This is a genomic window from Pseudoduganella sp. UC29_71 (assembly GCF_042693265.1).
GTDB lineage: Bacteria > Pseudomonadota > Gammaproteobacteria > Burkholderiales > Burkholderiaceae_D > Rugamonas.
Window position 1 is genome coordinate 1,744,095 of record NZ_CP170549.1, and the last position, 22,249, is coordinate 1,766,343.

The following is a 22,249-nucleotide window of genomic DNA, read 5'->3' on the forward strand; positions in this document are numbered from 1 at the left end:
GATCGCCGATACAATAGAATAAAGCTGACTAGTAAAGGAGAACGACCATGCAGAACCGTCCCTTCATCGCGCCCGAGCGCTTCAACGACCCGGCGGCCGCGCTGGCCCGGGTCCAGGAGCTGTATGACGGCAGCATACGGCATCTGCGTGAATCGCTACAACGCTTCGTGGACGGCGAAACGCCCGAGAAGCATGTACGCGCCTGCTACCCCTACGTGCGGGTACACACCGATACCGTGGCGCGCGCCGATTCGCGCCTGTCCTACGGCTTCGTGGCCGGTCCCGGCACCTACGAAACCACGCTCACCCGTCCCGACCTGTTCGCGCGCTACTACCACGAGCAATTCCGCCTGCTGCTGAAAAACCACGGCAGCAAGCAGCAGGTGCAGATCGAAGTGGGCATGAGCGCCCAGCCCATCCCCATCCATTTCTCCTTCGCCGAGAACGACCACATTGAAGGCAGCATGAGCGCCGAGCGCCGCCTGCTGATGCGCGACGTGTTCGACCTGCCCAACCTGGCCGCCATGGACGACGGCATCGCCAACGGCACGTTCGAGGCGCCGTTCGGCGAAGCGCAGCCGCTGTCGCTGTTCACGGCGCCGCGCGTGGACTACTCGCTGCAGCGCCTGCGCCACTACACCGGCACCTTGCCCGCCTACTTCCAGAAGTTCGTGCTGTTCACGAACTACCAGTTCTACATCGACGAGTTCATCAAGCTGGGCCACGAAATCATGGGCCGCGCCGCGCAAGGGGATGACGACTACGTGGCTTTCGTGGAGCCGGGCAACCTGGTGCTGCGCCGCGCCGGCGCGCCGTCCGAGCCGGGCGACGAACTGGGCTCACCCTTGCCGCGCCTGCCGCAGATGCCGGGCTACCACCTGGTGCGCAAGGACGGCAGCGGCATCAGCATGGTCAACATCGGCGTGGGGCCGGCCAACGCCAAGACCATCACTGACCACATTGCCGTGCTGCGTCCGCACGCCTGGCTGATGCTGGGCCACTGCGCGGGCCTGCGCAACACGCAGGAGCTGGGCGACTACGTGCTGGCCCACGGCTACGTGCGCGAAGACCATGTGCTGGACGAGGACTTGCCGCTGTGGGTGCCGATTCCGCCGCTGGCCGAGGTGCAGGTGGCCATTGAAGCGGCCGTGGCCGAAGTGACCAAGCTGACCGGGCATGACCTGAAGCGCGTGATGCGCACCGGGACCGTGGCCAGCACCGACAACCGCAACTGGGAGCTGCTGCCGCAGCGCACGCCGGAGCGGCGTTTCAGCCAGAGCAGGGCGGTGGCGCTGGATATGGAAAGCGCGACCATTGCGGCCAACGGCTTCCGCTTCCGCGTGCCGTACGGGACGCTGCTGTGCGTGAGCGACAAGCCGATGCATGGCGAGATCAAGCTGCCGGGCATGGCCAACGCGTTCTACCGCGAGCGCGTGGACCAGCACCTGCGCATCGGCATCCGCGCGGTGGAGCTGCTGCGCGAGCTGGGCGTGGACAAGCTGCACAGCCGTAAGCTGCGCAGCTTTGCGGAGGTGGCGTTCCAGTGATGGCGGCTTACGGCCTGCGGCCTAAGCCGCCCTACGGTTAGGTCTTGGGCGGGAACCACGAGTCCCAGGTCTCCTTGATGGTGGCCTTGATGATGGCGATGGAATCCGGGTCGCCCTTGAGCAGCGCCGAGAAGTAGGCGCGGGCCTGCTTGAGCGAGACGTCCGGCGGTAGCGGCGGCACGTTCGGGTCGGTGACCATTTCGAGCACGCAGGGACGGTCGCAGCGCAAGGCCTCGTCCCATGCGGGGCCGATGTCTTCCGGGCGCGAGACGCGGATGCCTTTGAGGCCGAGCAGCTCGCCGTAGGCGGCGTACGGAAAGTCCGGTAGCCCTTGCGAAGGTGCGTAGCGCGGGTCGCCGCCGGTGCCGCGCTGTTCCCAGCTCACCAGATTGAGGTCGCCGTTGTTCAGCACCATGACCACCATGCGCGGGTCGGCCCACTGCCGCCACAGGCGCGCGATGGTGATCAGGCCGTTGATGCCGTTCATCTGCATGGCGCCGTCGCCGGCCAGCGCGATCACTGGCCGCTCGGGCCAGGCGAATTTGGCGGCAATGGCGTAGGGCACGGCCGGCCCCATCGTGGCCAGGCCGCCGGACAGGCTGGCCATCATGCCGCGCCGCAGCCGCACGTCGCGCGCGTACCAGTTGGCCGACGAGCCGGAGTCGATGGTGAGAATGGCGCCATCCGGCAAGCGCGGCGACAGTTCCCAGAACACGCGCTGCGGATTGACCGGGTCGGCGTCGTTCATGGCGCGCGCTTCCAGCACGCGCCACCAGCGCTGCACGTTTTCCTGGATCTGCTGCTGCCAGCTGCGGTCCGTCTTCCGTTGCAGCAGCGGGATCAGCGCGGCCAGCGTCGCCTTGGCGTCGCCCACCAGGTTCAGCTCCATCGGGTAGCGCAGGCTGGTGCGGCGGGCGTCGATGTCGATCTGCACGCCGCGCGCCTGGCCCTCCTTCGGCAGGTACTCGGCGTAGGGGAAGGACGAGCCCACCATCAGCAGGGTGTCGCAGCCGTTCATCATGTCGTGACTGGGCTTGGTGCCCAGCAGGCCGATGGAGCCGGTCACGTAGGGCAGGTCGTCGGGCACGGCGGCCTTGCCCAGCAGGGCTTTGGCGATGCCGGCGCCCAGCAGGTCGGCCACGGCCATCAGTTCATCGGTGGCGTGCAGCGCGCCGGCGCCGGCCAGGATGGCGACCTTGCCGCCGGCGTTGAGGATGCCGGCTGCGTGCTGCAGCGCTTCGATGTTGGGCTGCATACTGGAACTGAGCGCGCCGATGCCGGTGTGCAGCGCGCCGTGTTCGCGCGGCGGCTTGGGCACCGCGTCCAGGTCCTGCACGTCGTTGGGGAAGATGATGCAGGTGACGGTGCGCTGCTCCTTGGCGATGCGCATGGCGCGGTCGATCAGGTGGCGTACCTGCGCCGGATCGTTCGCCACGTGTACGTATTCGTGCGCCACGTCCTTGAACAACGACAGCAGGTCCACTTCCTGCTGGTAGTCGCCGCCCATGGCCATGCGCGCCTGCTGGCCGATGAGGGCCACCACGGGCTGGTGGTCCATCTTGGCGTCGTACAGGCCGTTGAGCAGGTGGATGGCGCCGGGACCCGAGGTGGCCAGGCAGACGCCGGTTTCGCCGGTGAACTTGGCGTGCGCGGTGGCCATGAAGGCGGCCATTTCTTCATGGCGGGGCTGGATGAACTCGATCTGGTCCTGCCGTCCGAAGGCGCCGACGATGCCGTTGATGCCGTCGCCCGGATAGCCGTACACGCGCCGCACGCCCCACTGGCCGAGGCGCTGCAAGAGGAAATCGCCCACTGTCGCTGACATGGCTGGCCTTCCGCATGGTTTGCAATGTGGCCATGGTAGTGAGACGGGCGGTGCGGCGGCGCACGCTACTTTTCGCAAACTTGGGCGGGGGCTTTCAAGCTGCGCACGATGGCGTCGCGCAGGGCGAACAGGTGGCGGTTGCCGTCGAATTCCGCCTTGGGGGAATTGCCGGTATGGACGATCACCACCCGCGCCAGCGGATCGATGAAAATGTTCTGGCCGTTGACACCCCAGAAGAAGGCGCGGCCGCCGGCTGCCTGCGGTATCCAGATGTGCAGGCCGTAATAGGGCGGCCTGCCGGGCTGCGCCTTGTCGGTGCGCAGCGTGGTCATGCTGGCGATCCAGTCGGCGGGGACGACCTGCTTGCCGCCGATGCGGCCCTGGTTCATCACCAGGTAGCCGAGCCGGCCATAGTCGCGCAGCGTGGCGGCGAACTGGCCTTGCACGCCTTCTTCGCCGTGCTGGTTCTTGATCCAGTGCGCGCTGCTTTCCGCGCCCATCGGTATCCACAGCTTTTGCTCGAGATAGCTGGTCAGGTCGGTGCCGACGCGCTGGCGCAGCATGGCCCCGAGCAGCGCGGTCTGGGCGCCGTTGTACTGGAATTGCGTGCCCGGCGCCGATGAACGGTCGCGTTTCTGGCGCAGATATTCGCGCACGTTCTGGCGCGGCGAAACCATGGGATTGGTGGCGCGGTTGTCGGAGTCGGCACCCGGTTCGAAGGAGTTGACCAGGGCGGCGCCTGAGGACATCCGGAGCAGGTCTTCAACGGTGGCGGCGGCGAAGGCGCTGTCCTTGAAGTCCGGCAGGACGGCGTCCACGCGCTCTGTGAGGGCAAGCTTGCCTTCGGAGACGGCGATGCCGATCAGCAGCGACAGCACCGTCTTGGACATGGAGGCCGAGAGCAGTTTGTCGGAAGCGGAGCTGCCATGCAGATAGCGCTCGAACACGATGTTCTGGTCCTTCAGGACCAGGAAACCGGTCGTGCAGTATTTTGTCAGGTAGTCTTCCAGCGTCGCGGCGCTGTCGCCCGGCGGCCGGTAGGCGACGGTTTGCAGTGGCGTGCCGGGTGCAAGCGTCAGAGGCGCTGCCGACGCGCTGGCCGTGTTGTTGGGATACAGGCGCTGAGGGTTGCGGAAGATGTCCAGGCAGCCCGATTGGGCGCAGGCCGGAGCCTGCCAGGCCAGGAGCATTACGATTGCGAAAGCGGTACGTGCTTTGAACATCATCTGTCGGTCTCCCGGATGGCGAGCAGGTAGAAGGCGAGCGAGGCGATGGCCACGGCGAGCAGCACCAGCAGCAGGCTGGCGGGGGCGCTGTGCTGTACCAGCCCGGCCACGGCGAGCGGGCCGGCGGCGCGCGAGATGAGGGCGGGGCCGGCCAGCGCGCCGGAGATAGCGCCGTAGTGGCGGCGGCCGAACATGGTTTGCGGGATGGTGCCGCGCACGATGGTGAGGATGCCGTTGCTCATGCCATACATCATGCAGAACAGGGCGGCGGCCCAGGCGTGGGCGCCGAACAGCAGCAGCGCGAGCAGGGCAGCGGGCAGGGCGCCGAAGGTGATCTTGCCCACGGTGCGGGGCAGGGCGTTGCGGCCGATGGTCATTTCGCCGATGCGGCCGGCCACTTGCATGGGACCGACCAGGGCGGCCATCCAGACGGCCAGCGCGGCGCCGTGGCCGTATTGCTGCAGCAGCGGGATCAGGTGCACGGACAGCGCGGAGAAGATGAAGCTGTTGGCGGAGAAGGCGAAGGCGAGCTTCCAGAAGGCCGGATGGCGGACCGCTTCCTGCAGCGTATGGTCGCGCGGGCCGGCATGGTTGGCTGGCCCGGCGGCAGGGGCGTGGGCAGAGGCGGCGTCGGGCACCGGGGCGCTGTGGAGCGGCGGCAGGTGCTTGCTTGCCGGGAGCAGCAGGTGCAGCGGGAGGCTGAGGAGGAGCTGGGCCGCCGCGTAGATCAGGCAGGTGTCGCGCCAGCCGGCGTGCGCGTCGAGGTATTGCGTCAGCGGCCAGGAGACGGTGCTGGCGAAGCCGCCGAACAGGGTGAGCGTGGAGATGGCTTTGCGGCTGTCCATGCCGAACTGGCGGTTGATGGTGGCGAAGGCGGCTTCGTACATGGTCATGGCCATGGCGAGGCCAAGTATGGTCCAGGCGGCGTAGTAGGCCGGCAGGCTGTGTACCTGGCTGAGGACCGCAAAGCCGATGGCGCCGAGCAGCGAGCCGGCGCCCATCACGCCGCGTCCGCCGTGCCGGTCCAGCAGCGCGCCGATGGGCGTGGCGGCCAGGCCGGACACCAGCAGGCTCCAGGAAAACGCGCCCACCACGGCTTCGTTGCGCCAGCCCATCTCGCGCTGGATCTCGGGGGCGAGGATGGCGATGGCATAGTACAGCGCGCCCCACGACATGATTTGCGTGCAGGCCAGGATGGCGAGGGTTTTCCAGCGTTGCGGCATGTAGGGTGGAATGGCTGAGCGGATGGCTAGTATACAGCTTGCTGCCGCTGCCGCTGCCGATGCCGCTGCTGCTGCTGCTGCTGCTGCCGCTGCGGCCTTCGCTGAGGCAAGCGCCTCAGAGGTCGATGATGCCGCGCCGGATGGCGATGGTGACGGCGTGCGTACGGTCGTTGGCGCCCAGCTTGGCCAGCAGGCCGCTCATGTGCGCTTTCACGGTTTCTTCGGCGATGCCCAGTTCCGCCGCTACGCGCCGGTTGGAGTTGCCCAGCGCGACCAGGCGCAGCACGTCGGTTTCGCGTGCGGTGAGGGCGTCGGCGGCGAAATAGGCGGCCATCTCGGCGGCGATTTCGGGCGGGATGTGCTGCTGGCCCGCGTGCACTTTGCGGATGGTGTCCAGCAGTTCATTGCGCAGCATGCTTTTCAGTAGATAGCCTGCCGCGCCGGCCTTCAATGCGCGCAGCACTTGCACGTCGCCCTTGTAGGTGGTGAGCACGATGATGCGCGCCAGCGGATCTTGCGCGCGGATGGCCGTGATGGCGTCGATGCCGTTCATCACCGGCATTTGCAGGTCCATCAGCGTGACGTCCGGCCGGTGTTCGCGGTACTTCTCCACTGCCTGCGCGCCGTCGCCCGCTTCGGCCACGAGCGCCACGTCCGGGCAATGTTCGAGCACGGCAGCCAGGCCCTCGCGCAGCATGGGATGGTCGTCGGCGACTAAAACTCGGATGGGTTGCGGAGCGTTCACGGTCAGGAAGTTTGGTAAAGGCAATATTTTACATGGGACAACCGTATTTTACGTCCTGTATACCCCAATCGGGGGTAGGGCATTGTGCGCCGCCGCGTTACGCTGGGCCGTATGGATACATTGCTGGAACATGGTACAGAGGTCATCGCTTTCGGTCGCTTTACGCTGCTGCCGGCGAGGGGTGAACTGTACGCGGGAGAGGGCGGCGGTAGCGCTGTTGCCCTTGGGCCGCGCGCGACGGCGGTGCTGATGGCGCTGATTGCGGCGCGCGGGACGGTAGTCAGCCAGAACCAATTGCTGGAGCTGGCCTGGCCCGGGCAGGACATTCACGCGAGCAATTTGAGGGTGCAGATTGCTGCGCTGCGCAAGGCGCTGGGCGAGGACAGGAATCTGATCGGGACCGTGGCGGGGCGGGGTTATGTGTTTGCGGGGCGGCTGAATGCGGCGACGCCCGGTGCGGCCGGCGTGTCCGGTGTGCATGGTGTGCATGGTGTGCATGGTGTGCGCGGTGCGTTAGGTGCGTCCGGTGCGTCCGGTGCGGCCGCTGCGGCCGCCGCGTCGTGGAGCGTGGAAATGCGGCTTCGCGCGCGGCCCTTGCCGCTGCCGATGGCGGAGCTGATAGGCCGCGAGGCGCAGCTGCACGATGCGCTGGGGCGCCTGGACGGCTGCCGCTTGCTGACTTTGGCCGGCACCGGCGGTATCGGCAAGACGCTGCTGGCGCTGGGCATGGCGCATCGGGTTGCGGCTGCGTCGGCCGTGCCTGAGCGTTGCGTGGCGTGGGCTGAATTGGCGGAGGCTGGCGATGCGGCGGGCGTCGCCGGTGTCGTGGCGGGCGCTCTGGGACTGGCGCTCAACGGCCACTCTGGGATTGCTGCTCCGGGCGCGAGTTCTGGCCCGGCGGCTGGGGCATCATCCAGCGCCGCACCCAGCGCGGCACCTGGCGAGGTGCCCGGGGAGGCGCCTGGCCCGACACCCGGGGCGACCCTCGGGGCGGTACCCAGTGCGTCGCCTGGTGAGGCATATACTGCGCTGGCGGACACCCAGGCGCTTGCCGCGCTGGCCGCCGGCATAGGCCAGCAGCCGGTGCTGCTGGTGCTGGACAATTGCGAGCATGTGCCGGATGCGGTGGCACGGCTGGCGGAGGAGCTGTTGCAGCGCTGCCCGCAACTGCGGCTGCTGGTGACCAGCCGCCAGCCCTTGTTAGCTGCAGGCGAGACGGTCTGGCGCGTGCCGCCGCTGGCAGTGCCGGACGTGGACGTGGTGGATGCGGCGCACCTGCTGCAGTACAGCGCGGTGCAGCTGTTCGTGGCGCGCGTGCGCGCGGCGGACGGCGGCTTTCTGCCGGCGCAGCGCGTGGCGGTGCAGATCGCGGTGATCTGCCGCAGGCTGGAGGGGCTGCCACTGGCGATCGAGCTGGCTGCGGCCTGCGTGCCTGCGCTGGGCGTGGAGCAGACTGCGGCGGGGCTGGAGGACATGCTGCGGCTGCTGCGCCGTGGCCGCCGTAATGCGCCGCTACGGCACCAGTCGATGCGCGCGGCGCTGGACTGGAGTTATGCGCTGCTGGCCGAGCCTATGCGCTGCGCCTTGCAGCAGCTGGCGGCGTTGCCGGATGGATTTGGGATCGAGGCGGCAGCTGCCGCGCTGGCACCGCACGGGTTCTCGCTGTATGAGGCGATCGATGCGCTGGCAGGGCTGGTGAGCCATTCGTTGGCGATGGTGGACCACAGCGGCCCGCGCGCACGCTACCGGCTGCCGAGCACCACCCGTGCCTATGCGCTGGAGCTGCGCGGCGGGGGCGGTTGACTGCGGTTCGGCGGGTTACGGCGGCATGCGCCGCCTAACCCGCCGCGCGCCGCCGGTGGCGCTAATCCGTGCCGCTAATACTTGTTCCAGTTATTGCGCCGGTGTTCCGCTGCTTCTTTCAGCAAATGCCCGGCGCGCTGCGCGTCGTCGTTTTGCACGGCCATGGCAAGGTCTTGAAGCGCGGGCGGGTATTCGTGTTCAGCCGCGTCTTCCAGCAGCTTCAGGCCTTTGGCCTCGTCGCGCTGCACTCCTATCCCATATCGGTAGGCGTTGGACAGCAAGAACATCGCGTGCGCGTTCCCCAGCTCGCTGGCGACGGCCAGCCAGCGTACGGACGCCGCCGCGTCCTTGCGCATGCCTTCGCCGTTGGCCGCCATCTGCCCCAGGATCAGCGCCGCCTTGGCGTGGCGCGCCTCGGCGGCTTGGCGGTACACGGCCATGCCTGCTCCGGCAAGCCCGCCTGTACCGGACTGCCTCCGCGCAGCAGCTCGCCCAGCTGGAACGCCGCTTCCGCGTCGCCTGCGCGCGCCGCGTGCTCCAGCAGCTGGCGTGCCGCGCCCTGGCGCTCCGGCTGCTTGCGGTACAGCGTGCCCAGCTCACGCTCGGCCACCGGCAACCCTTGCCGCGCCCAGCGTTGTAGCTGCTGGCGCGCTTCGGGATTGCCGGTCTGCGCAGCCGCCATGGCGGCCGCTTCTATCTGTGCAGCCGACGGCGCGGCCGCCGGAGCGCTGGCGCGGTGCGAGCTCCAGGCCAGCACCGCGCCCGCCAGCACCACCGATGCCCCCGCAAGCAGATGTGTGCTTTTCATGGCGGGCATCACTTGCTCAGGTCTATCGTGTACTTGGCGAAGCCGCTGGCATCGAGCCCGCCTTCGGCCGTCACGTTGGCCAGGCCGCTGGCCTTGGCCTGCGCCAGGTGGCCCGGCGCCGAACGCAGGATCACCGGACCGGCCGTCGCCACTTTCACGAAGCTCCAGCTGCGCGCGCTGCCGTTGGCCGCCAGCGTGACCTTGCCGCTGCTCTTGCCCAGCGCCTGCAGGTAGTTGCTCACCACGGTCTGGTTGGCGTCCGGCGACTTGATGATGGTCTTGCTGCCGTCGATGCCGGGCACCGCGCCGCCGCCGCCCGCGCGGTAGTCGTTGGTGGCCACGATGAAGTCGTCCGCGTCCGCCACCGGCTTGCCCTTGTAGCTCAGGCCCACGATGCGGCTGCCGGCCGGCTTGGTCACGTCGATCTGGTATGTCAGCTCGTTGTTCTCGGCGTAGAACACGTCGTAGTTGTAGATGGTGCCGTAGCTCGGCACCAGGTCCTGTTCGGCCGTTTTAGCCGGGTCGATCTGGCCGAACTGGCGCGCCGCCGTTTCCAGCCACGCCTTCAGGTCCGAACCCTTGATCTTCACCGCCTGCAGGTTGTTATTGCTGTACAGGTAAAGGTCGCCCGGATTGCGCACTTGCAGGCCCACCGGCGCGGCCGCGCTGGCGCCCGGCGCCACGTCGGTGAAGTCGGATGGGCCGTTGCGGCCGGCCTTGAACGGCGCGCTGCACGAGATCACGGGAATCGACTTGTAGCCGGCCAGCGTGGCGTCGGTGCTGGTGGCGATGAAGTTTTTCACGTAGTCGATCTGTGCCTGGTTCACCAGCTGGATGGCGCTCACGTCGCCGGCCAGCGCGAAGTAGGCCGACATCTGGAAGTCCGTGCTCACGCCCAGCGGCTGCTTGGCGTAGGCGATGGTGGCGGCGTGCTCCGTGATCACTTGCGCGGCGATGGCCGGATCGGCCTTCACGTTGGTGGTGCCGTCGGTGTACTTGAAGCCGCGCGATTCCACTGTGGTCTTGCCCGGCGCAACCACCCACTTGTTGCCCTGGTAGACCAGCTGCAGCTTGATGATGCCCAGGCGGCGCCCCCAGCTCTGCGCCATCACGGTGGGCACGCCGTTCACGAAGCCGTTCACGCCGTCCACGTTGGCGCTGGCGGGCAGGGCGGTGAAGGACGGGTCCAGCGCGGCGGCGCCGGTCTCTTTACCCTTGGGGAAGATCAAGTGCGAGTGGCCTATCATCAGCGCATCGATGTCCATGCCCGGCGTGGTCAGGTGGTAGCTGGCGTTTTCCATCTTCGGGCTGTAGGCGCTGGCATCGAGGCCGCCGTGCGACAGCGCCACCACCAGGTTGGCGCCCTTGGCGCGCAGTTCGGGCACGTATTTGCGCGCCGCTTCCACCGCACCGGTCACGGCCACCTTGCCGGCCAGGTTCTTCTGGTCCCATTCCAGGATCTGCGGCGGCACAAAGCTCATTACGCCGATATTCAGCTTCACGCTGACCGGCTTGCCGTCCGGGCCGGTACCGGCGAATTCGCGCGCCAACAGGGTGTAGGGCGAGAAGATGGGCTTGCCGCTGGCCACGCCGGTCACGTTGGTCAGCACCAGCGGGAAGGTGGGCGCGCCGCAGTTGCCTGCGGGCTTGCTCACGCCAGCAATGCCGAATTCGGTATTGGTCACCTGGCTCAGGTAGGGCAGGCCGTAGTTGAATTCGTGGTTGCCCATGCCGCCCGCGTCGAACTTCATGCTGTTCATGGCCTTGTGGATGGCCAGCGTGGCGCTGCACGGCACCGGCGAGGTGACGGCCTGCAGGTCGCCCAGCAGCGTGCCCTGGATGGTGTCGCCGTTGTCGAGCAGGATATTGTTCGGGAACTCGGCGCGCGCGGCCTGCACCAGGGTGGAGGTGCGCTCCACACCCAGCGTGGTGTCTTCCGCCAGTGAGTAATAGTTATAGCTCATGACATTGGCGTGCAGGTCGGTGGTTTCCAGCAGCGCCAGCGTCACCGTGGTGCCTTCGGCGTAGGGCGCGGGCGTTGGCGCCGGCGGCACGTCGCCGTTGCTGGAACAGCCGGCCAGGCTGGCTGCGGCTAGGGAGGCGATGACTGCTGCCAGTGTCTTATTCTTGGTCATTGCGGTGCTTCCGTCGGTTGATAACGGCAAGACTCTACCTTGCTTGAATGACAAGCGCATGACACTCCTTCTACAGTGCGCGGGTATGGTAATGTCACGCTTTCGCGCACGGCACGGGATATCGAAAACGGTATCGGAAACGGTTAAAAATTGATTGGATTGTATTCGGTCTACCTAATAAGATTGATTCCGAACTGGCAGGGATGTGCTTCCTGCACATATAACTAAAACAGACGGAGACCTTATGGAACGGACCACCGGCCAAATTGCGGCCAAATCTTCTACTTTTATCTTGAAAGCTTCCGTCGGCACGCTGCTTGCAGCCGGCTTGCTGAGTAGCGCCTCCGTCTGGGCGCAGGAAGCGCCCGCCGCCGACGCGGGTCCGGTCGTGACCGTGACCGGCGTGCGCAAGGCGGCGCAAAGCGCGCAGACCATCAAGCGCAACGCCGACGAGGTGATTGACTCCATCGTTGCCGAAGAAGCGGGCAAGTTCCCGGACAAGAACGTGGCTGAAGTACTGGGCCGCGTTTCCGGCGTGCAGATCCGCCGCGAGTCCGGCGAAGCCAGCTCCATCATCGTGCGCGGCTTGCCCGGCCTCGTGACCCTGCTGAACGGCCGCGAAATCTACACCTCCAACGGCCGCAGCCTGTTCCTGGCCGACATCCCGACCACCATGCTGCAGCGCGTGGACGTCTACAAGACCCAGAGCGCGGACATGGTCGAAGGCGGCACTGCCGGCGTGATCGACGTGCGCACCTCGCGTCCGTTCGACTTCAAGGGCTTTACCGCCAACCTGGCCGGCCGCGTGGAAAACCGCGACAAGGCCAAGACCAACGATCCGCAAGCGTCGGGCATGATCTCGAACCGCTGGAAGACCGATTTCGGCGATGTGGGCGCGCTGCTCGGCCTGTCCTACCAGAAGGGCAACTATCACGACGAAATCACCTGGAGCGCGCCGCCGGAGCACCTGGTGCCGGGTGACCCTGCCGCCACCGGTCCGATCGACCTGGGCCACGTGAACGCGCTGGGCAAGCGTGTGCGCCTGTCCGCCAACTGGGCCTTGCAATGGCGTCCGTCGAACACGGTGGAACTGTACGCCGAAGGCTGGTCCACCCGCATCGACCACGACATGGAGCGCCAGTTCTTCCTCGGCGGCGTGGGCTGGAACGCGAATTCCACCTACACCTTCTTCCCCGGAACCAAGCAGGTCGCCACGGTCACCTCCACCAATCCGAACGGCCTGTTCGCGCTCAGCTCCAACCAGGCGCCGCAGGATGACTCGGAAAGCCACCAGGGCGCCATCGGCGCGCGCTGGGACGTGACCCCGGACCTGCGCCTGACCACCGAATTCTCCCGCGTGAACAGCCGCTGGAAGCAGGAATTCCCTATCCTGGAAATGACGGCGAGCCCGACCAAGATGGTGGGCAGCACCTACGTGAACGGCGGCGCCTACTTCGACTATCCGGGCTACGACATGACCAACCCGGCCAACTACCGCCTGGGCGCCTTCATCGACAACTGGCAAGCCTCGGGCGGCCAGTCGAACGACTGGCGCGCCGACGCCATCTACAACAACGGCGACGAGCACTTCTTCCGCGAATTCAGCGGCGGCGTGCGCCTGGCGCAGCGCAAGGCGTCGTATATGCACGAGAGTAACAACTTCCTGCCCGGGCTGGCCAATCCGCCGTCCGTCTCCTCGCTGCCCGGCCTGCTGTGCCCGTCCATGCAGCTGGCCAACGACTACGGCATGAACCAGTGGCTGGTGGCGTGCGCCGGCTACCAGCACGCCAACATCGACGCCATCCGCAAGCTGTATGGCCGCGACGGCAAGACCGCGCCCGATCCGTACTCGCTGTACCGCAACGGTGAAGACACCACCGCGTTCTACGGCAAGACCCGCTTCGGCTTCGACGCCTTCGGCGTGCAGTTCGACGGCACGGCCGGCGTGCGCGTGGTGCGCACCGAACTGGACGTGAACGGCTTCAGCAACATCAACGGCAATCCGGTGGCGGTGAACCGCGACACGTCCTCGACCGACGTGCTGCCCAACCTGACCCTGAAAGCCACGCTGCGCCGCGACCTGATCGCCCGCCTGAACGCCGGCAAGGCCGTGCAGCGCCCGAACTTCGGCGACTTCAACCCCGGCGTATCGCTGGGCGCCACGCCGAATTCGGCCGGCGTGTACGACGGCAACGGCGGCAACCCGGACCTGAAGCCCATCGTCGGCAAGAACGTGGACGCGGCGCTGGAATGGTACTTCGCCCCGACCGGCAGCGTGACCGCCACCGTCTTCAAGCACAAGTTCGAGGACTACGTGATCCGCCGCCTGAGCCTGGAGCAGATCGACGGCAAGACCTACCGCATGGACCGTCCGCGCAACGTGAACGACGGCCAGCTGGAAGGCATCGAGCTGGGCTACCGCCAGTTCTACGACTTCCTGCCCGGCTGGCTGAGCGGCTTCGGCCTGGAAGCGAACTACACCTATATGAAGGGCTACCTGATGGAGGATGGCAAGAAAAATCCTTTCCAGGGTATGTCGAAGAACGCCTACAATATCGTCGGCCTGTATGAGCGCGGCCCATGGTCGGCCCGCGTGGCCTACAACTGGCGCAGCCGTTTCGTCGATACGTACAACTACCGCGCCCTGGGCCTGGACCTGATCGTGGATCCGATCAAGACCGCCGATGCGTCGCTGTCGTACAAGATCAACGACAACATGGGCGTCACGCTGGACGTGGAAAACCTGCTGGACCGCACGTACAACGACTACCACGGCATCCCGACCAACCCGCGCGACGTGCGCCGCTACGACCGCACCATCGGCCTGTCGCTGCGCTGGAAGATGTAAGCTGCGTTGAAAATTGGCGTAGGGCGGCTTGGTGCGCAAAGCGCCGTAAGCCGCCGCGAGCCGCCGAGGCCCTCCGCCCCGGCGGCTCTTGTACATTAAAAGTATCGGAACAACTATGCGTACCCAAAAGCTCAGCACGCTGGAAAAAATCGGCTTCGGCGCCGGCGACATGGCCCTGAACGTGGTGATCTCGTCGATGATGCTGATCATTACCTTCTTCTACACCGACATCTACGGCCTGCACACGGCCGATTTGGCGATGCTGTTCCTGGTGGTGAAGTTCGTCGGCGCCGCCGCCGACCTGGTCATGGGCCAGATCACCGACCGCTACACCAGCCGCTGGGGCCGCTACCGCCCATACTTCCTGCTGCTCGCCGTCCCCTACGGCATCAGCGTGTTCTTCGTGTTCTCCACCCCGGACTGGGGTTACGACGCCAAGCTGCTGTGGGCCTATTCCACCTACATCCTGATGACCGTGATGACGGCCGGCGTGGGCATACCCTATATCTCGCTGCCCAGCAGCCTGACCGGCGACCCGCAGGAGCGCCTGTCGGCCAACGGCTACCGCCTGTTCTTCGCCAAGATCGCCGGCTTCCTGGTCACCATCGTGGTGCCGGTGCTGGCCGAGCGCTGGGGCAGCGGCAATCCTGCGGTGGGCTACCAGGCCGCCATGGCCGTGATGGCCGCCATGGGCGTGGCGCTGTTCCTGTTCTGCTTCTTCACCACCACCGAGCGCGTCACGCACGTGGTGGAGCGCCAGTCGCTGTGGGTGCAACTGAAGCTCCTGCTGCGCAACGACCAGTGGCTGATTTTGTGCGGCGTCTGTGTTACCGGTACCATCGGCTACGTGCTGCGCGGCTCGGTGGCCATCTACTACGCCAAGTACTACCTGGGCGGGAACACCGCCGTGGTGTCCACCTTCATGTCCATCGGCGTGGGCGCGGCCATCGTGTCCATGATCGCCTCGACCTGGATCACCAAGTTCTATTGCAAGGTCAAGCTGTTCCGCTACACCCAGATCGGCGTGGCCATCATCAGCGTGATGATCTACGCGCTGGTAAAGCCGGGCGACATCATGCTGGCCTTCGTGCTGTACTTCCTGCTGTCCTTCGTGGTGGACCTGCACGCGCCGGTATTCTGGTCGGCCATCGCCGAGACCATCGACTACGGCCAGGTGAAGACCGGCAAGCGCGTCTCCGGCTTTGCCTTCGGCGGTATTTCCGTGTGCCAGAAGGCAGGCATGGGCATCGCCGGCGTGCTGGTGGGCGTGCTGCTGACTTACTTTAACTACCAGCCCAACCAGGAGCAGACCCCGTTCGCGCTCACTGGCATCGCGCTGATGCTGTCCATTATTCCCGGCTTCTTCCACTTCCTGATGGGCATGCTGATGTTCAAATACCGCATCAGCGACGCGTACTACACGGAAGTGAAGGCCGAGATGAAATCGCAAGGCTATGTGGCAGGCTGAATTTTTGGAACTGGAGACTTACGTGGCTGAGACTTTGAAGCCCCTGATCGAGCAACGCGCCGATCCCTATATCTACAAGCACACCGACGGCTATTACTACTTCACCGCCTCGGTGCCGCAGTACGACCGCATTGAACTGCGCCGCGCGCGCACCATTGCCGGCCTGGCCGACGCCGAGAAAGTCGACGTCTGGTTCAAGCCCGACAGCGGCGCGTGGAGCGAACTGGTATGGGCGCCCGAGCTGCACTACAACGACGGCGCCTGGTACGTCTACTTCGCCGCCGCGCCCAGCCGCGAGATCAAGTACAAGCTGTTCCAGCACCGCATGTACGCCATCCGCAACAAGAACGCCAACCCGCTCGAAGGCGAGTGGGAATTCATGGGCCAGATCGACACCGGCATCGACACCTTCTGCCTGGACGCCACCACCTTCACCCACAAGGGCCAGCTGTACTACCTGTGGGCGCAAAAGGACGTGGCCATCGAAGGCAATTCCAACCTCTACATCGCGCCGATGGCAACGCCGTGGCAGCTGGGCGGCCCGCCGGTCATGCTCAGCAAGCCGGAATTCGACTGGGAAATCCGCGGCTTCTGGGTCAACGAAGGCCCGTCCGTCCTCAAGCGCAACGGCAAGATATTCATCAGCTACTCGGCCAGCGCCACCGACGAAAACTACGCCATGGGCCTGCTCTGGGCGGACGAGAACGCCGACCTGCTGGACCCGGCCTCGTGGGCCAAGCTGGAGCAGCCGGTGCTGCGCACCTGCTACGATGGCAAAATCTACGGCCCCGGCCACAACAGCTTCACCTACGGCGACGACGATGAAGTGCTGCTGGTTTACCACGCGCGCACCTATACTGAGATTGTCGGCGACCCGCTGTGGAACCCGGACCGCCACACCTTCGTCAAGGCGCTGCGCTGGGACGAGCAGGGCATGCCGGTATTCGGCAAGGCATCGGAGGCATGATGGAACTGCGCATTACCGAAGCACCGTTCGGCGCCACCACCGGCGGCGTGGCGGTCAACCTGTACACGCTGACCAACCGCAGCGGCATGAAGGTCAAGATCACCAACTACGGCGGCATCGTCACCGAGCTGCACGTGCCCGACCGCGACGGCCGCCTGGCCGACGTGACGCACGGCTTCGACAGCGTGACGCCGTACTGCGGCGACGTGCCGTACTTCGGCGCGCTGATCGGCCGCTACGGCAACCGCATCAAGCACGGCCGCTTCGAGCTGGACGGGCGCACCGTGCAGCTGGACGTGAACGACGGCGAGAACCACCTGCACGGCGGTGCGCAGGGCTTCCACAAGCAAGTGTGGCAAGCCACGCCCTTCGTGGCGCCGGACTCGGTCGGTCTCACGCTGGTGTACCTGAGCCGCGACGGCGAACAAGGCTACCCCGGCAACCTGCGGGTGGAAGTGGTGTATGAGCTCAACAACGCCAACGAGCTGCGCGTGCGCTACACCGCCGTGACCGACCAGGCCACCCCGGTCAACCTCACGCAGCACGCTTATTTCAACCTGGCGGGGCAGGGCGACATCCTGGGCCACGAGCTCACCATCCAGGCGGACCGCTACACGCCGATCGACGGCAAGTCCATCCCGCTGGGCGAGCTGGCGCCGGTGGCCGGCTCGCCGTTCGACTTCCGCGCCCCACAAGCCATCGGCTCGCGCATCGGCGCAGGGGACGCGCAGCTGGCCAACGGCAAGGGCTATGACCACAACTGGGTGCTGAACAACCAGAGCGGCGAACTGGGACTGGCTGCCACCTTGCGCGACCCGCAGTCCGGCCGCGTGCTGGAACTGTTCACGCGCGAACCGGGGCTGCAGTTCTACAGCGGTAATTTCCTGGATGGCAGCCTGAAAGGGAAGGGCCGCAGCTACGACTACCGCAGCGGCTTGTGCCTAGAACCCCAGCACCATCCGGACTCGCCCAACCATCCCGAGTGGCCCGGCGCCATTCTCCGTCCGGGCGATACCTACTTCACCGAGTCGCTGTACCGCTTCAGCGCGGGCTGAGCGGGCTGGCCGCGTATCGGCGGATTAGCGGGGCACGCCCCGCTAATCCGCCCTAGGAACGCCCTCACCGTAACCCGCCACCATCACCGCTAACGCAGCTTGTTCAGCACCTCGGCTATGGCCTTGACCACGGCTTCCGGCTTGTCGGCCTGGATGATGTGCCCCGCGCCCGGCACCACGCGCTCGGTTCCGTGTTTGGACAGCGCCGCGACTTCCTTGTGCATCTTGCGGTTCTCGGCCTCGAACGCCTTGTTCAGCGCGCTCTGCGGCTTGCCCGGCACCGCAAACGGACTCACCCCGCGTGTCAGCACCACCACCGGCATATTGCCGAAGCTGCGCCGCGCCTCGCGCAGCTGCGCGTTGCCCTTGTCGAAGTTGAAGTCCTCCGACGTGGCCGCACGCCAGTGCTGGGCCGACGACACCACGCCCAGGTAGGCCTGCGCCAGCTCCGGCCCGAAGCCGTCCCGCATCCCGCCTATGCACCGCTTCAGCTCCTCGCTGCCCGGCTTGAAGCCTTGCTCTGCCTGCGCCGCGCAAGCCTTTTCTTCCTCGTTCTGCTGCGCGTACGCCTGCTTCAATTTGCCCTGCACTACCTTGTCCAGCCGCTCGGTCTCGTCCTCGTGCTGCGGCTCCACCAGCACCAGGCCCTTCACCTCATCCGGATAGCGGTAGGCGTACAGCTGCACGTTCGCGCCGCCGTAGGAGTTCCCGACCATCACATACGGCGGCGCAATCCCGGCCTTGCCAAGCAGCGCATGGAGATCCTCCACCGCATGGCCGGACACCCCTTCGCGCGGCGAAGGCTCGCTGAAACCCAACCCGGCGCGGTCGTAAAACGCAGGCGCGGGTGCGCATGGCGATCTGCGGCTGCACATTGATCCAGCTCCAGGCCGCGTCGCCGGATGGCGAGTCGAACACCACCGTGAGCGGGCCGCTGCCGCTGCAATGCAGGTTCAGCTTGCGCCCGCCAATGTCCACCATCTGCTGGGGCTTGGCAAACGCGGCTTGGTGCTCGAAGGAGGCTGCAGCGAAGGCGGTGGGTGCCGCGCTGGCGGCGAGGAGGACAGCGAGTTTTTTAACGTTCATGTCTTTCAGGGCATGTTGGTGAAAAACTAATTCTGGCATACAAGCCTGATCGTGGGTGAAATATCTGCGCAGAGAGATTCATTGTAAGATGGCAAGAAAACGTTACGCGAATTAGCTTTGAAAACACTCTCCGCCGTCCCCGCGAACCCGCTCCAGCACGCGCCCTCCATCCGTTCCCGCCTGGTTTTACTGGTACTGGCCTGCATCCTTCCCGCCGCGCTCATGGCCGTGGCCATGATCTGGTACGACTACCAGCAGAGCCGCGACAATTTCGTCCACAGCGCCATGGCCACGGCGCGCGCCAATGCGCTGGAGATCGACAAGGAACTGGCCATGGTGGAGTCGGCGCTGGTGGCGCTGGCCACGTCACCCGGCCTCGCCGCCAACGATCTGCGGGCATTCGATGCGCAGGCGCGCAAGCTGGGCGCACAGCAGAATATTTTTAACATCGTGCTGGAGGACGCGGCCGGCCAGCAGCTCATAAATACCTTCCTGCCGTACGGCCAGCCGCTGCCGCGCGATCCGCAGGACCAGGCGCTGCGCTTCATCATGGCGCGCGACAGCACTTTTATATCCAGCCTGTTCGTGGGACCGGTCTCCAGCCGGCATATTGTCTCGGTCGGCATTCCCGTGCGCGGCACGGCAGGGCAGCGCTACGCGCTGACCGCAACCATCGCCGCCGAACGCTTTGAAGCCGTGCTGCGGCAGCAGCGCTATCCGGCGCACTGGGTCACCAGCGTCATCGACCGCAACGGCCTGATCGTGGCGCGCTCGCAGGACATGAAGCGCTTCATGGGCAAGCAGGCGATTCCGCAGGTGATGCAGCGCCTGCGCCAGCGGTCCGAGGGCGCGTTCGAGACGCAGTCGCTGGATGGCGTCCCTATCCTGGCCGTGCTGGCGCAAGCGAGCAACTCCGAATGGACCGTGGTGATCGGCATCCCGCTCGACCAGCTCGGCGCCGAAATGAACCGCAAGCTGTGGTCGCTGCTGCTGGCCACGGCCGGCCTGCTGGGCAGCAGCCTGTTCTTCGCGTGGCGCATCGGCACCCGCATACGCCGTTCTCTGGCCGGGCTGATACCGCCCGCGCTGGCGCTGGGCGCCGGCGAGCGCGTGCAGCCAGCCAGCTACGGCCTGCGCGAGGCGGACGAAGTGGCGGACGCGATGGTGAAGGCGTCCGCCATGCTGCAGCAGGCCAGGCACCAGGCCACGCACGACGTCCTCACCGGCATTGCCAACCGCGCCATGTTCACCGACTTCCTGGAGCGCCAGATTGCCATCGCCAGCCGCAGCCACGCGCCGCTGTCGGTACTCTACCTGGACCTGGACAACTTCAAGACCATCAACGACACCTACGGCCACGCGGCCGGCGACGAGCTGCTGATCAGCGCCACGGCGCGCCTCACCTCGCAGCTCAGGAAGGCCGACGTGGCCGCGCGTCTCGGCGGCGACGAATTCGCCGTGGTGCTGTGCGGCGCGGGTGCGGCGGAAACGGCGAACGTGGTGGACAAGCTCGGCAAGCTCATGGCCGAGCCTTATGTGGTGAACGGCATCGCCCTGCAAGCCGCCGCCAGCATCGGCGCGGCCGTGTTCCCGCAGGCCGGCGCCACGCTGGAGAGCCTGCTGGCCGCAGCGGATGACGCCATGTACCAGGCCAAGGCCGCGCGCAAAGCGGCGGCGCTTAGCGGGGTGCTTAGCAGCTGCCCCTAGCGGCTGCCGCCAGGCTTCGACACCAAGTCCTGCAGCTTGACGATGCCGCCCCGGCAATCCTTCACCGTGACGGCCGGGGTGTGGCCTGGCCTCTCCGCGGCGGGCCAGCAGCAGGATTTTCCCGTCCCTGTCGAGAACAATGGCCGCCGTTGCCGGCCAGCCGTGGTCGGACAGGCCTACGAAAGCCCGCTTGTCCGGCGTGGGATAAAAAGACGCCAACGTCTGTTCGGAGGCGGTGCGCGTCGCAGGGGGCATGTCCGCCAGGGCTTGCGCCGCCACCGCCATACCGGTGGCCGAGACAGCGTAGCGGCAGACTCGGGACGCCAGCCGCGCTGCGGGCCATTGAGTTGGCAGATGCATGGTGTTCGTTCTTGGCATGTTGACGAGGAACGATTCTGGCACAATACGGAAGGCGTGCAAAATTACTCACAGGAGGAGGCGCATGCGCATTTCCGCGACAGTGGACAGTTCGGCCGCCGGGCATCTGGTGTCGGTAGACACGGCTGGGAACGGCCGAGCGCTGACCATACCGCCCAAGCCTTCCGGCCAGGGTTCAGCCGTGAATGGCGGCGAATTTCTCATGCTGGCGCTTGCCACCTGCTATTGCAACGACCTGTACCGCGAAGCGCAGCGCCTGGGCATCCCCATCGACGGCGCGCACGTGCAGGCAAGCGGCGAATTCGCCGCTGTGGGCCTAGCGGCCAGCGACATCCGCTACACCGCCTCCATCAGCTCATCCGCCTGCGCCGACGACATCGCCAGGCTGCTGCGCGAGACCGATGCCGTGGCCGAAGTCCACAACACCATACGCGCCGGCGTGCCGGTGACCCGCGTATAAACGGCAGCGTGGTTGCCATATCGGCAATGGCCTGCTAGAGTCGGTGCAATCCCGGCTCAACTGGAACACAAGTGAAGACATATCGTGGCAGCTGTCATTGCGGCATCGTCCGGTTCGAAGCGGACATCGACCTGAGCGAAGGCACCATCCGGTGCAATTGCTCCATCTGCACAAAGATCAGATTCTGGCCGGCTATCGTGAAGCCGGCCGCGTTTCGATTGCTGTCGGGCGAAACGGAGCTCACCAAATATCAATTTCTGACCAAGACCGACCAGCAATTGTTTTGCAAGCACTGCGGTGTCCGCTCTTTCGGCATCGGCCGCTCGCCGCGCTGGGGCGAGTTCTATGCAGTAAATCTGCCATGCCTGGACGATGTGACGCCGGAAGAACTGGTGAATGCGCCCATTACTTATCTGGACGGTAGAAACGATAATTGGGAACATCCGCCAGCAGAAGTGCGCCACCTCTAGCTGGTGACAGCATGTTCAACGCATTGGGACAACAGCAGCCGGCCGATAGCCGTCCAACAAACCAGGAAATCTGACCTTTCGCCTGCAATGAAGATACCCAAGACAGCGATAGTGGGTGCGTGCGGTGCCGTGGCAAATCCGCTGGCAGCCTTTATCGCATACACAGTCTTCGAAGAATTTCCTGGCTTGGCTCAGTGGCTTGCGGTCGCAATCACCGGCCTGTCAATAGGAATGTTGGAAGGCATCTTTATCGCGCGCCCATTGCATAGAGCCATCAGCCTAGGAACTTTTATTGGATTGTTAATCATGTGGTCGCCTGTAGTGTTGGTCACCTACGGGTTTGCTTTACTAGCGCTTCCCTTACTGGCCGGCTTTGCAGTGCTTGTGTGGTTCGGTATGGAGCTTGGAAATAGTCTGCGGGCCAGGCCATCTGTCGTGTGATAGCAACTTGCCGTCTCACGGCCAGCAGCAGATGGTGCATAGCCCCTAGTACTTTCG

The 22,249-nt window shown here is 65.8% G+C and carries 19 protein-coding genes and 1 pseudogene; 12 read left to right on the forward strand and 8 right to left on the reverse strand.

Translation table 11 applies throughout. From position 1 onward, the window contains the following. Window positions 1–47: 47 nt before the first annotated feature. A complete protein-coding gene (locus ACFJI2_RS07650; protein WP_377704466.1) occupies window positions 48–1,547 on the forward strand; it encodes an AMP nucleosidase in 1,500 nt (499 codons plus the stop codon). Between the two features lie 37 nt (window positions 1,548–1,584). Here the strand turns inward: ACFJI2_RS07650 and ACFJI2_RS07655 are convergent, their stop codons facing one another. The 4 genes from ACFJI2_RS07655 to ACFJI2_RS07670 all read right to left on the reverse strand — a co-directional run bounded on the left by ACFJI2_RS07655 (window position 1,585) and on the right by ACFJI2_RS07670 (window position 6,590). Beyond that, window positions 1,585–3,372, reverse strand: coding sequence for a thiamine pyrophosphate-requiring protein (locus ACFJI2_RS07655; protein ID WP_377704467.1), 1,788 nt, complete (start codon window positions 3,370–3,372; stop codon window positions 1,585–1,587). A gap of 65 nt (window positions 3,373–3,437) precedes the next feature. Further along, the gene (locus tag ACFJI2_RS07660; RefSeq protein WP_377704468.1) at window positions 3,438–4,562 is read right to left on the reverse strand and encodes a serine hydrolase domain-containing protein; all 1,125 of its coding nucleotides are present in this window, start codon (window positions 4,560–4,562) and stop codon (window positions 3,438–3,440) included. 32 nt (window positions 4,563–4,594) lie between these two features. Beyond that, window positions 4,595–5,821, reverse strand: coding sequence for an MFS transporter (locus ACFJI2_RS07665; protein WP_377704469.1), 1,227 nt, complete (start codon window positions 5,819–5,821; stop codon window positions 4,595–4,597). Window positions 5,822–5,936: 115 nt separating this feature from the next. After that, entirely contained in the window at window positions 5,937–6,590 is a 654-nt protein-coding gene (locus ACFJI2_RS07670) for a response regulator (protein WP_377704470.1), read from the reverse strand. A 225-nt stretch (window positions 6,591–6,815) separates the two neighbouring features. Between ACFJI2_RS07670 and ACFJI2_RS07675 the strand changes: the two are divergent. Together ACFJI2_RS07675 and ACFJI2_RS07680 are read left to right on the forward strand one after the other, a co-directional pair. After that, window positions 6,816–6,932, forward strand: a pseudogene (locus ACFJI2_RS07675) (hypothetical protein); the annotation flags it as partial. A 207-nt stretch (window positions 6,933–7,139) separates the two neighbouring features. Beyond that, window positions 7,140–8,369: an ATP-binding protein gene (locus ACFJI2_RS07680; RefSeq protein WP_377705808.1), complete on the forward strand. Its 1,230-nt coding sequence runs from the start codon at window positions 7,140–7,142 to the stop codon at window positions 8,367–8,369. Window positions 8,370–8,443: 74 nt separating this feature from the next. On the opposite strand, the gene ACFJI2_RS07685 is transcribed toward ACFJI2_RS07680, so the two are convergent. From ACFJI2_RS07685 to ACFJI2_RS07695, 3 genes are read right to left on the reverse strand one after another with little or no spacing between them, the layout of a single operon-like run. Next, window positions 8,444–8,809, reverse strand: coding sequence for a tetratricopeptide repeat protein (locus tag ACFJI2_RS07685; RefSeq protein WP_377704471.1), 366 nt, complete (start codon window positions 8,807–8,809; stop codon window positions 8,444–8,446). After that, entirely contained in the window at window positions 8,758–9,177 is a 420-nt protein-coding gene (locus tag ACFJI2_RS07690; protein WP_377704472.1) for a hypothetical protein, read from the reverse strand. Before ACFJI2_RS07690 ends, ACFJI2_RS07685 begins: the two co-directional genes overlap by 52 nt. An 8-nt stretch (window positions 9,178–9,185) precedes the next feature. Continuing rightward, window positions 9,186–11,312 (reverse strand): bifunctional 2',3'-cyclic-nucleotide 2'-phosphodiesterase/3'-nucleotidase, encoded by a 2,127-nt coding sequence (locus tag ACFJI2_RS07695; protein WP_377704473.1) that lies wholly within the window; start codon window positions 11,310–11,312, stop codon window positions 9,186–9,188. 292 nt (window positions 11,313–11,604) lie between these two features. Between ACFJI2_RS07695 and ACFJI2_RS07700 the strand changes: the two genes are divergently transcribed. The 4 genes from ACFJI2_RS07700 to ACFJI2_RS07715 all read left to right on the forward strand — a co-directional run bounded on the left by ACFJI2_RS07700 (window position 11,605) and on the right by ACFJI2_RS07715 (window position 17,650). Continuing rightward, window positions 11,605–14,160, forward strand: a complete 2,556-nt coding sequence (locus ACFJI2_RS07700) for a TonB-dependent receptor (protein WP_377704474.1) — start codon at window positions 11,605–11,607, stop codon at window positions 14,158–14,160. A gap of 115 nt (window positions 14,161–14,275) precedes the next feature. Further along, window positions 14,276–15,628, forward strand: coding sequence for an MFS transporter (locus tag ACFJI2_RS07705; protein WP_377704475.1), 1,353 nt, complete (start codon window positions 14,276–14,278; stop codon window positions 15,626–15,628). Beyond that, entirely contained in the window at window positions 15,615–16,595 is a 981-nt protein-coding gene (locus tag ACFJI2_RS07710; protein WP_377704476.1) for a glycoside hydrolase family 43 protein, read from the forward strand. Before ACFJI2_RS07705 ends, ACFJI2_RS07710 begins: the two co-directional genes overlap by 14 nt. Beyond that, on the forward strand, window positions 16,592–17,650 hold the full coding sequence (locus ACFJI2_RS07715) for an aldose epimerase family protein (RefSeq protein WP_377704477.1): 1,059 nt from the start codon (window positions 16,592–16,594) through the stop codon (window positions 17,648–17,650). Before ACFJI2_RS07710 ends, ACFJI2_RS07715 begins: the two co-directional genes overlap by 4 nt. A gap of 89 nt (window positions 17,651–17,739) precedes the next feature. Here ACFJI2_RS07715 and ACFJI2_RS07720 read toward each other — a convergent pair whose 3' ends face one another. Beyond that, complete coding sequence (locus tag ACFJI2_RS07720; RefSeq protein ID WP_377704478.1) at window positions 17,740–18,525, reverse strand: alpha/beta fold hydrolase; 786 nt, start codon at window positions 18,523–18,525, stop codon at window positions 17,740–17,742. A 70-nt stretch (window positions 18,526–18,595) separates the two neighbouring features. Between ACFJI2_RS07720 and ACFJI2_RS07725 the strand changes: the two genes are divergently transcribed. The 5 genes from ACFJI2_RS07725 to ACFJI2_RS07745 all read left to right on the forward strand — a co-directional run bounded on the left by ACFJI2_RS07725 (window position 18,596) and on the right by ACFJI2_RS07745 (window position 22,192). Further along, on the forward strand, window positions 18,596–18,766 hold the full coding sequence (locus ACFJI2_RS07725; protein ID WP_377704479.1) for a hypothetical protein: 171 nt from the start codon (window positions 18,596–18,598) through the stop codon (window positions 18,764–18,766). 87 nt (window positions 18,767–18,853) lie between these two features. Next, entirely contained in the window at window positions 18,854–20,443 is a 1,590-nt protein-coding gene (locus ACFJI2_RS07730) for a diguanylate cyclase domain-containing protein (RefSeq protein WP_377704480.1), read from the forward strand. A gap of 442 nt (window positions 20,444–20,885) precedes the next feature. Continuing rightward, on the forward strand, window positions 20,886–21,281 hold the full coding sequence (locus ACFJI2_RS07735) for an OsmC family protein (protein WP_377704481.1): 396 nt from the start codon (window positions 20,886–20,888) through the stop codon (window positions 21,279–21,281). 71 nt (window positions 21,282–21,352) lie between these two features. Next, window positions 21,353–21,751 (forward strand): GFA family protein, encoded by a 399-nt coding sequence (locus tag ACFJI2_RS07740; protein WP_377704482.1) that lies wholly within the window; start codon window positions 21,353–21,355, stop codon window positions 21,749–21,751. 87 nt (window positions 21,752–21,838) lie between these two features. Then, window positions 21,839–22,192, forward strand: coding sequence for a hypothetical protein (locus tag ACFJI2_RS07745; RefSeq protein WP_377704483.1), 354 nt, complete (start codon window positions 21,839–21,841; stop codon window positions 22,190–22,192). Window positions 22,193–22,249 lie beyond the last annotated feature (57 nt).

Coding starts and splice junctions, on each gene's coding strand:
- ACFJI2_RS07650 (WP_377704466.1), top strand. CDS start 48: ATGCAGAACCGTCCCTTCATCGCGCCCGAGCGCTTCAACGACCCGGCG.
- ACFJI2_RS07655 (WP_377704467.1), bottom strand. CDS start 3,372: ATGTCAGCGACAGTGGGCGATTTCCTCTTGCAGCGCCTCGGCCAGTGG.
- ACFJI2_RS07660 (WP_377704468.1), bottom strand. CDS start 4,562: ATGCTCCTGGCCTGGCAGGCTCCGGCCTGCGCCCAATCGGGCTGCCTG.
- ACFJI2_RS07665 (WP_377704469.1), bottom strand. CDS start 5,821: ATGCCGCAACGCTGGAAAACCCTCGCCATCCTGGCCTGCACGCAAATC.
- ACFJI2_RS07680 (WP_377705808.1), top strand. CDS start 7,140: ATGCGGCTTCGCGCGCGGCCCTTGCCGCTGCCGATGGCGGAGCTGATA.
- ACFJI2_RS07685 (WP_377704471.1), bottom strand. CDS start 8,809: ATGGCCGTGTACCGCCAAGCCGCCGAGGCGCGCCACGCCAAGGCGGCG.
- ACFJI2_RS07690 (WP_377704472.1), bottom strand. CDS start 9,177: ATGAAAAGCACACATCTGCTTGCGGGGGCATCGGTGGTGCTGGCGGGC.
- ACFJI2_RS07695 (WP_377704473.1), bottom strand. CDS start 11,312: ATGACCAAGAATAAGACACTGGCAGCAGTCATCGCCTCCCTAGCCGCA.
- ACFJI2_RS07705 (WP_377704475.1), top strand. CDS start 14,276: ATGCGTACCCAAAAGCTCAGCACGCTGGAAAAAATCGGCTTCGGCGCC.
- ACFJI2_RS07710 (WP_377704476.1), top strand. CDS start 15,615: ATGTGGCAGGCTGAATTTTTGGAACTGGAGACTTACGTGGCTGAGACT.
- ACFJI2_RS07715 (WP_377704477.1), top strand. CDS start 16,592: ATGATGGAACTGCGCATTACCGAAGCACCGTTCGGCGCCACCACCGGC.
- ACFJI2_RS07720 (WP_377704478.1), bottom strand. CDS start 18,525: ATGTGCAGCCGCAGATCGCCATGCGCACCCGCGCCTGCGTTTTACGAC.
- ACFJI2_RS07725 (WP_377704479.1), top strand. CDS start 18,596: ATGCAGGTTCAGCTTGCGCCCGCCAATGTCCACCATCTGCTGGGGCTT.
- ACFJI2_RS07735 (WP_377704481.1), top strand. CDS start 20,886: ATGCGCATTTCCGCGACAGTGGACAGTTCGGCCGCCGGGCATCTGGTG.
- ACFJI2_RS07745 (WP_377704483.1), top strand. CDS start 21,839: ATGAAGATACCCAAGACAGCGATAGTGGGTGCGTGCGGTGCCGTGGCA.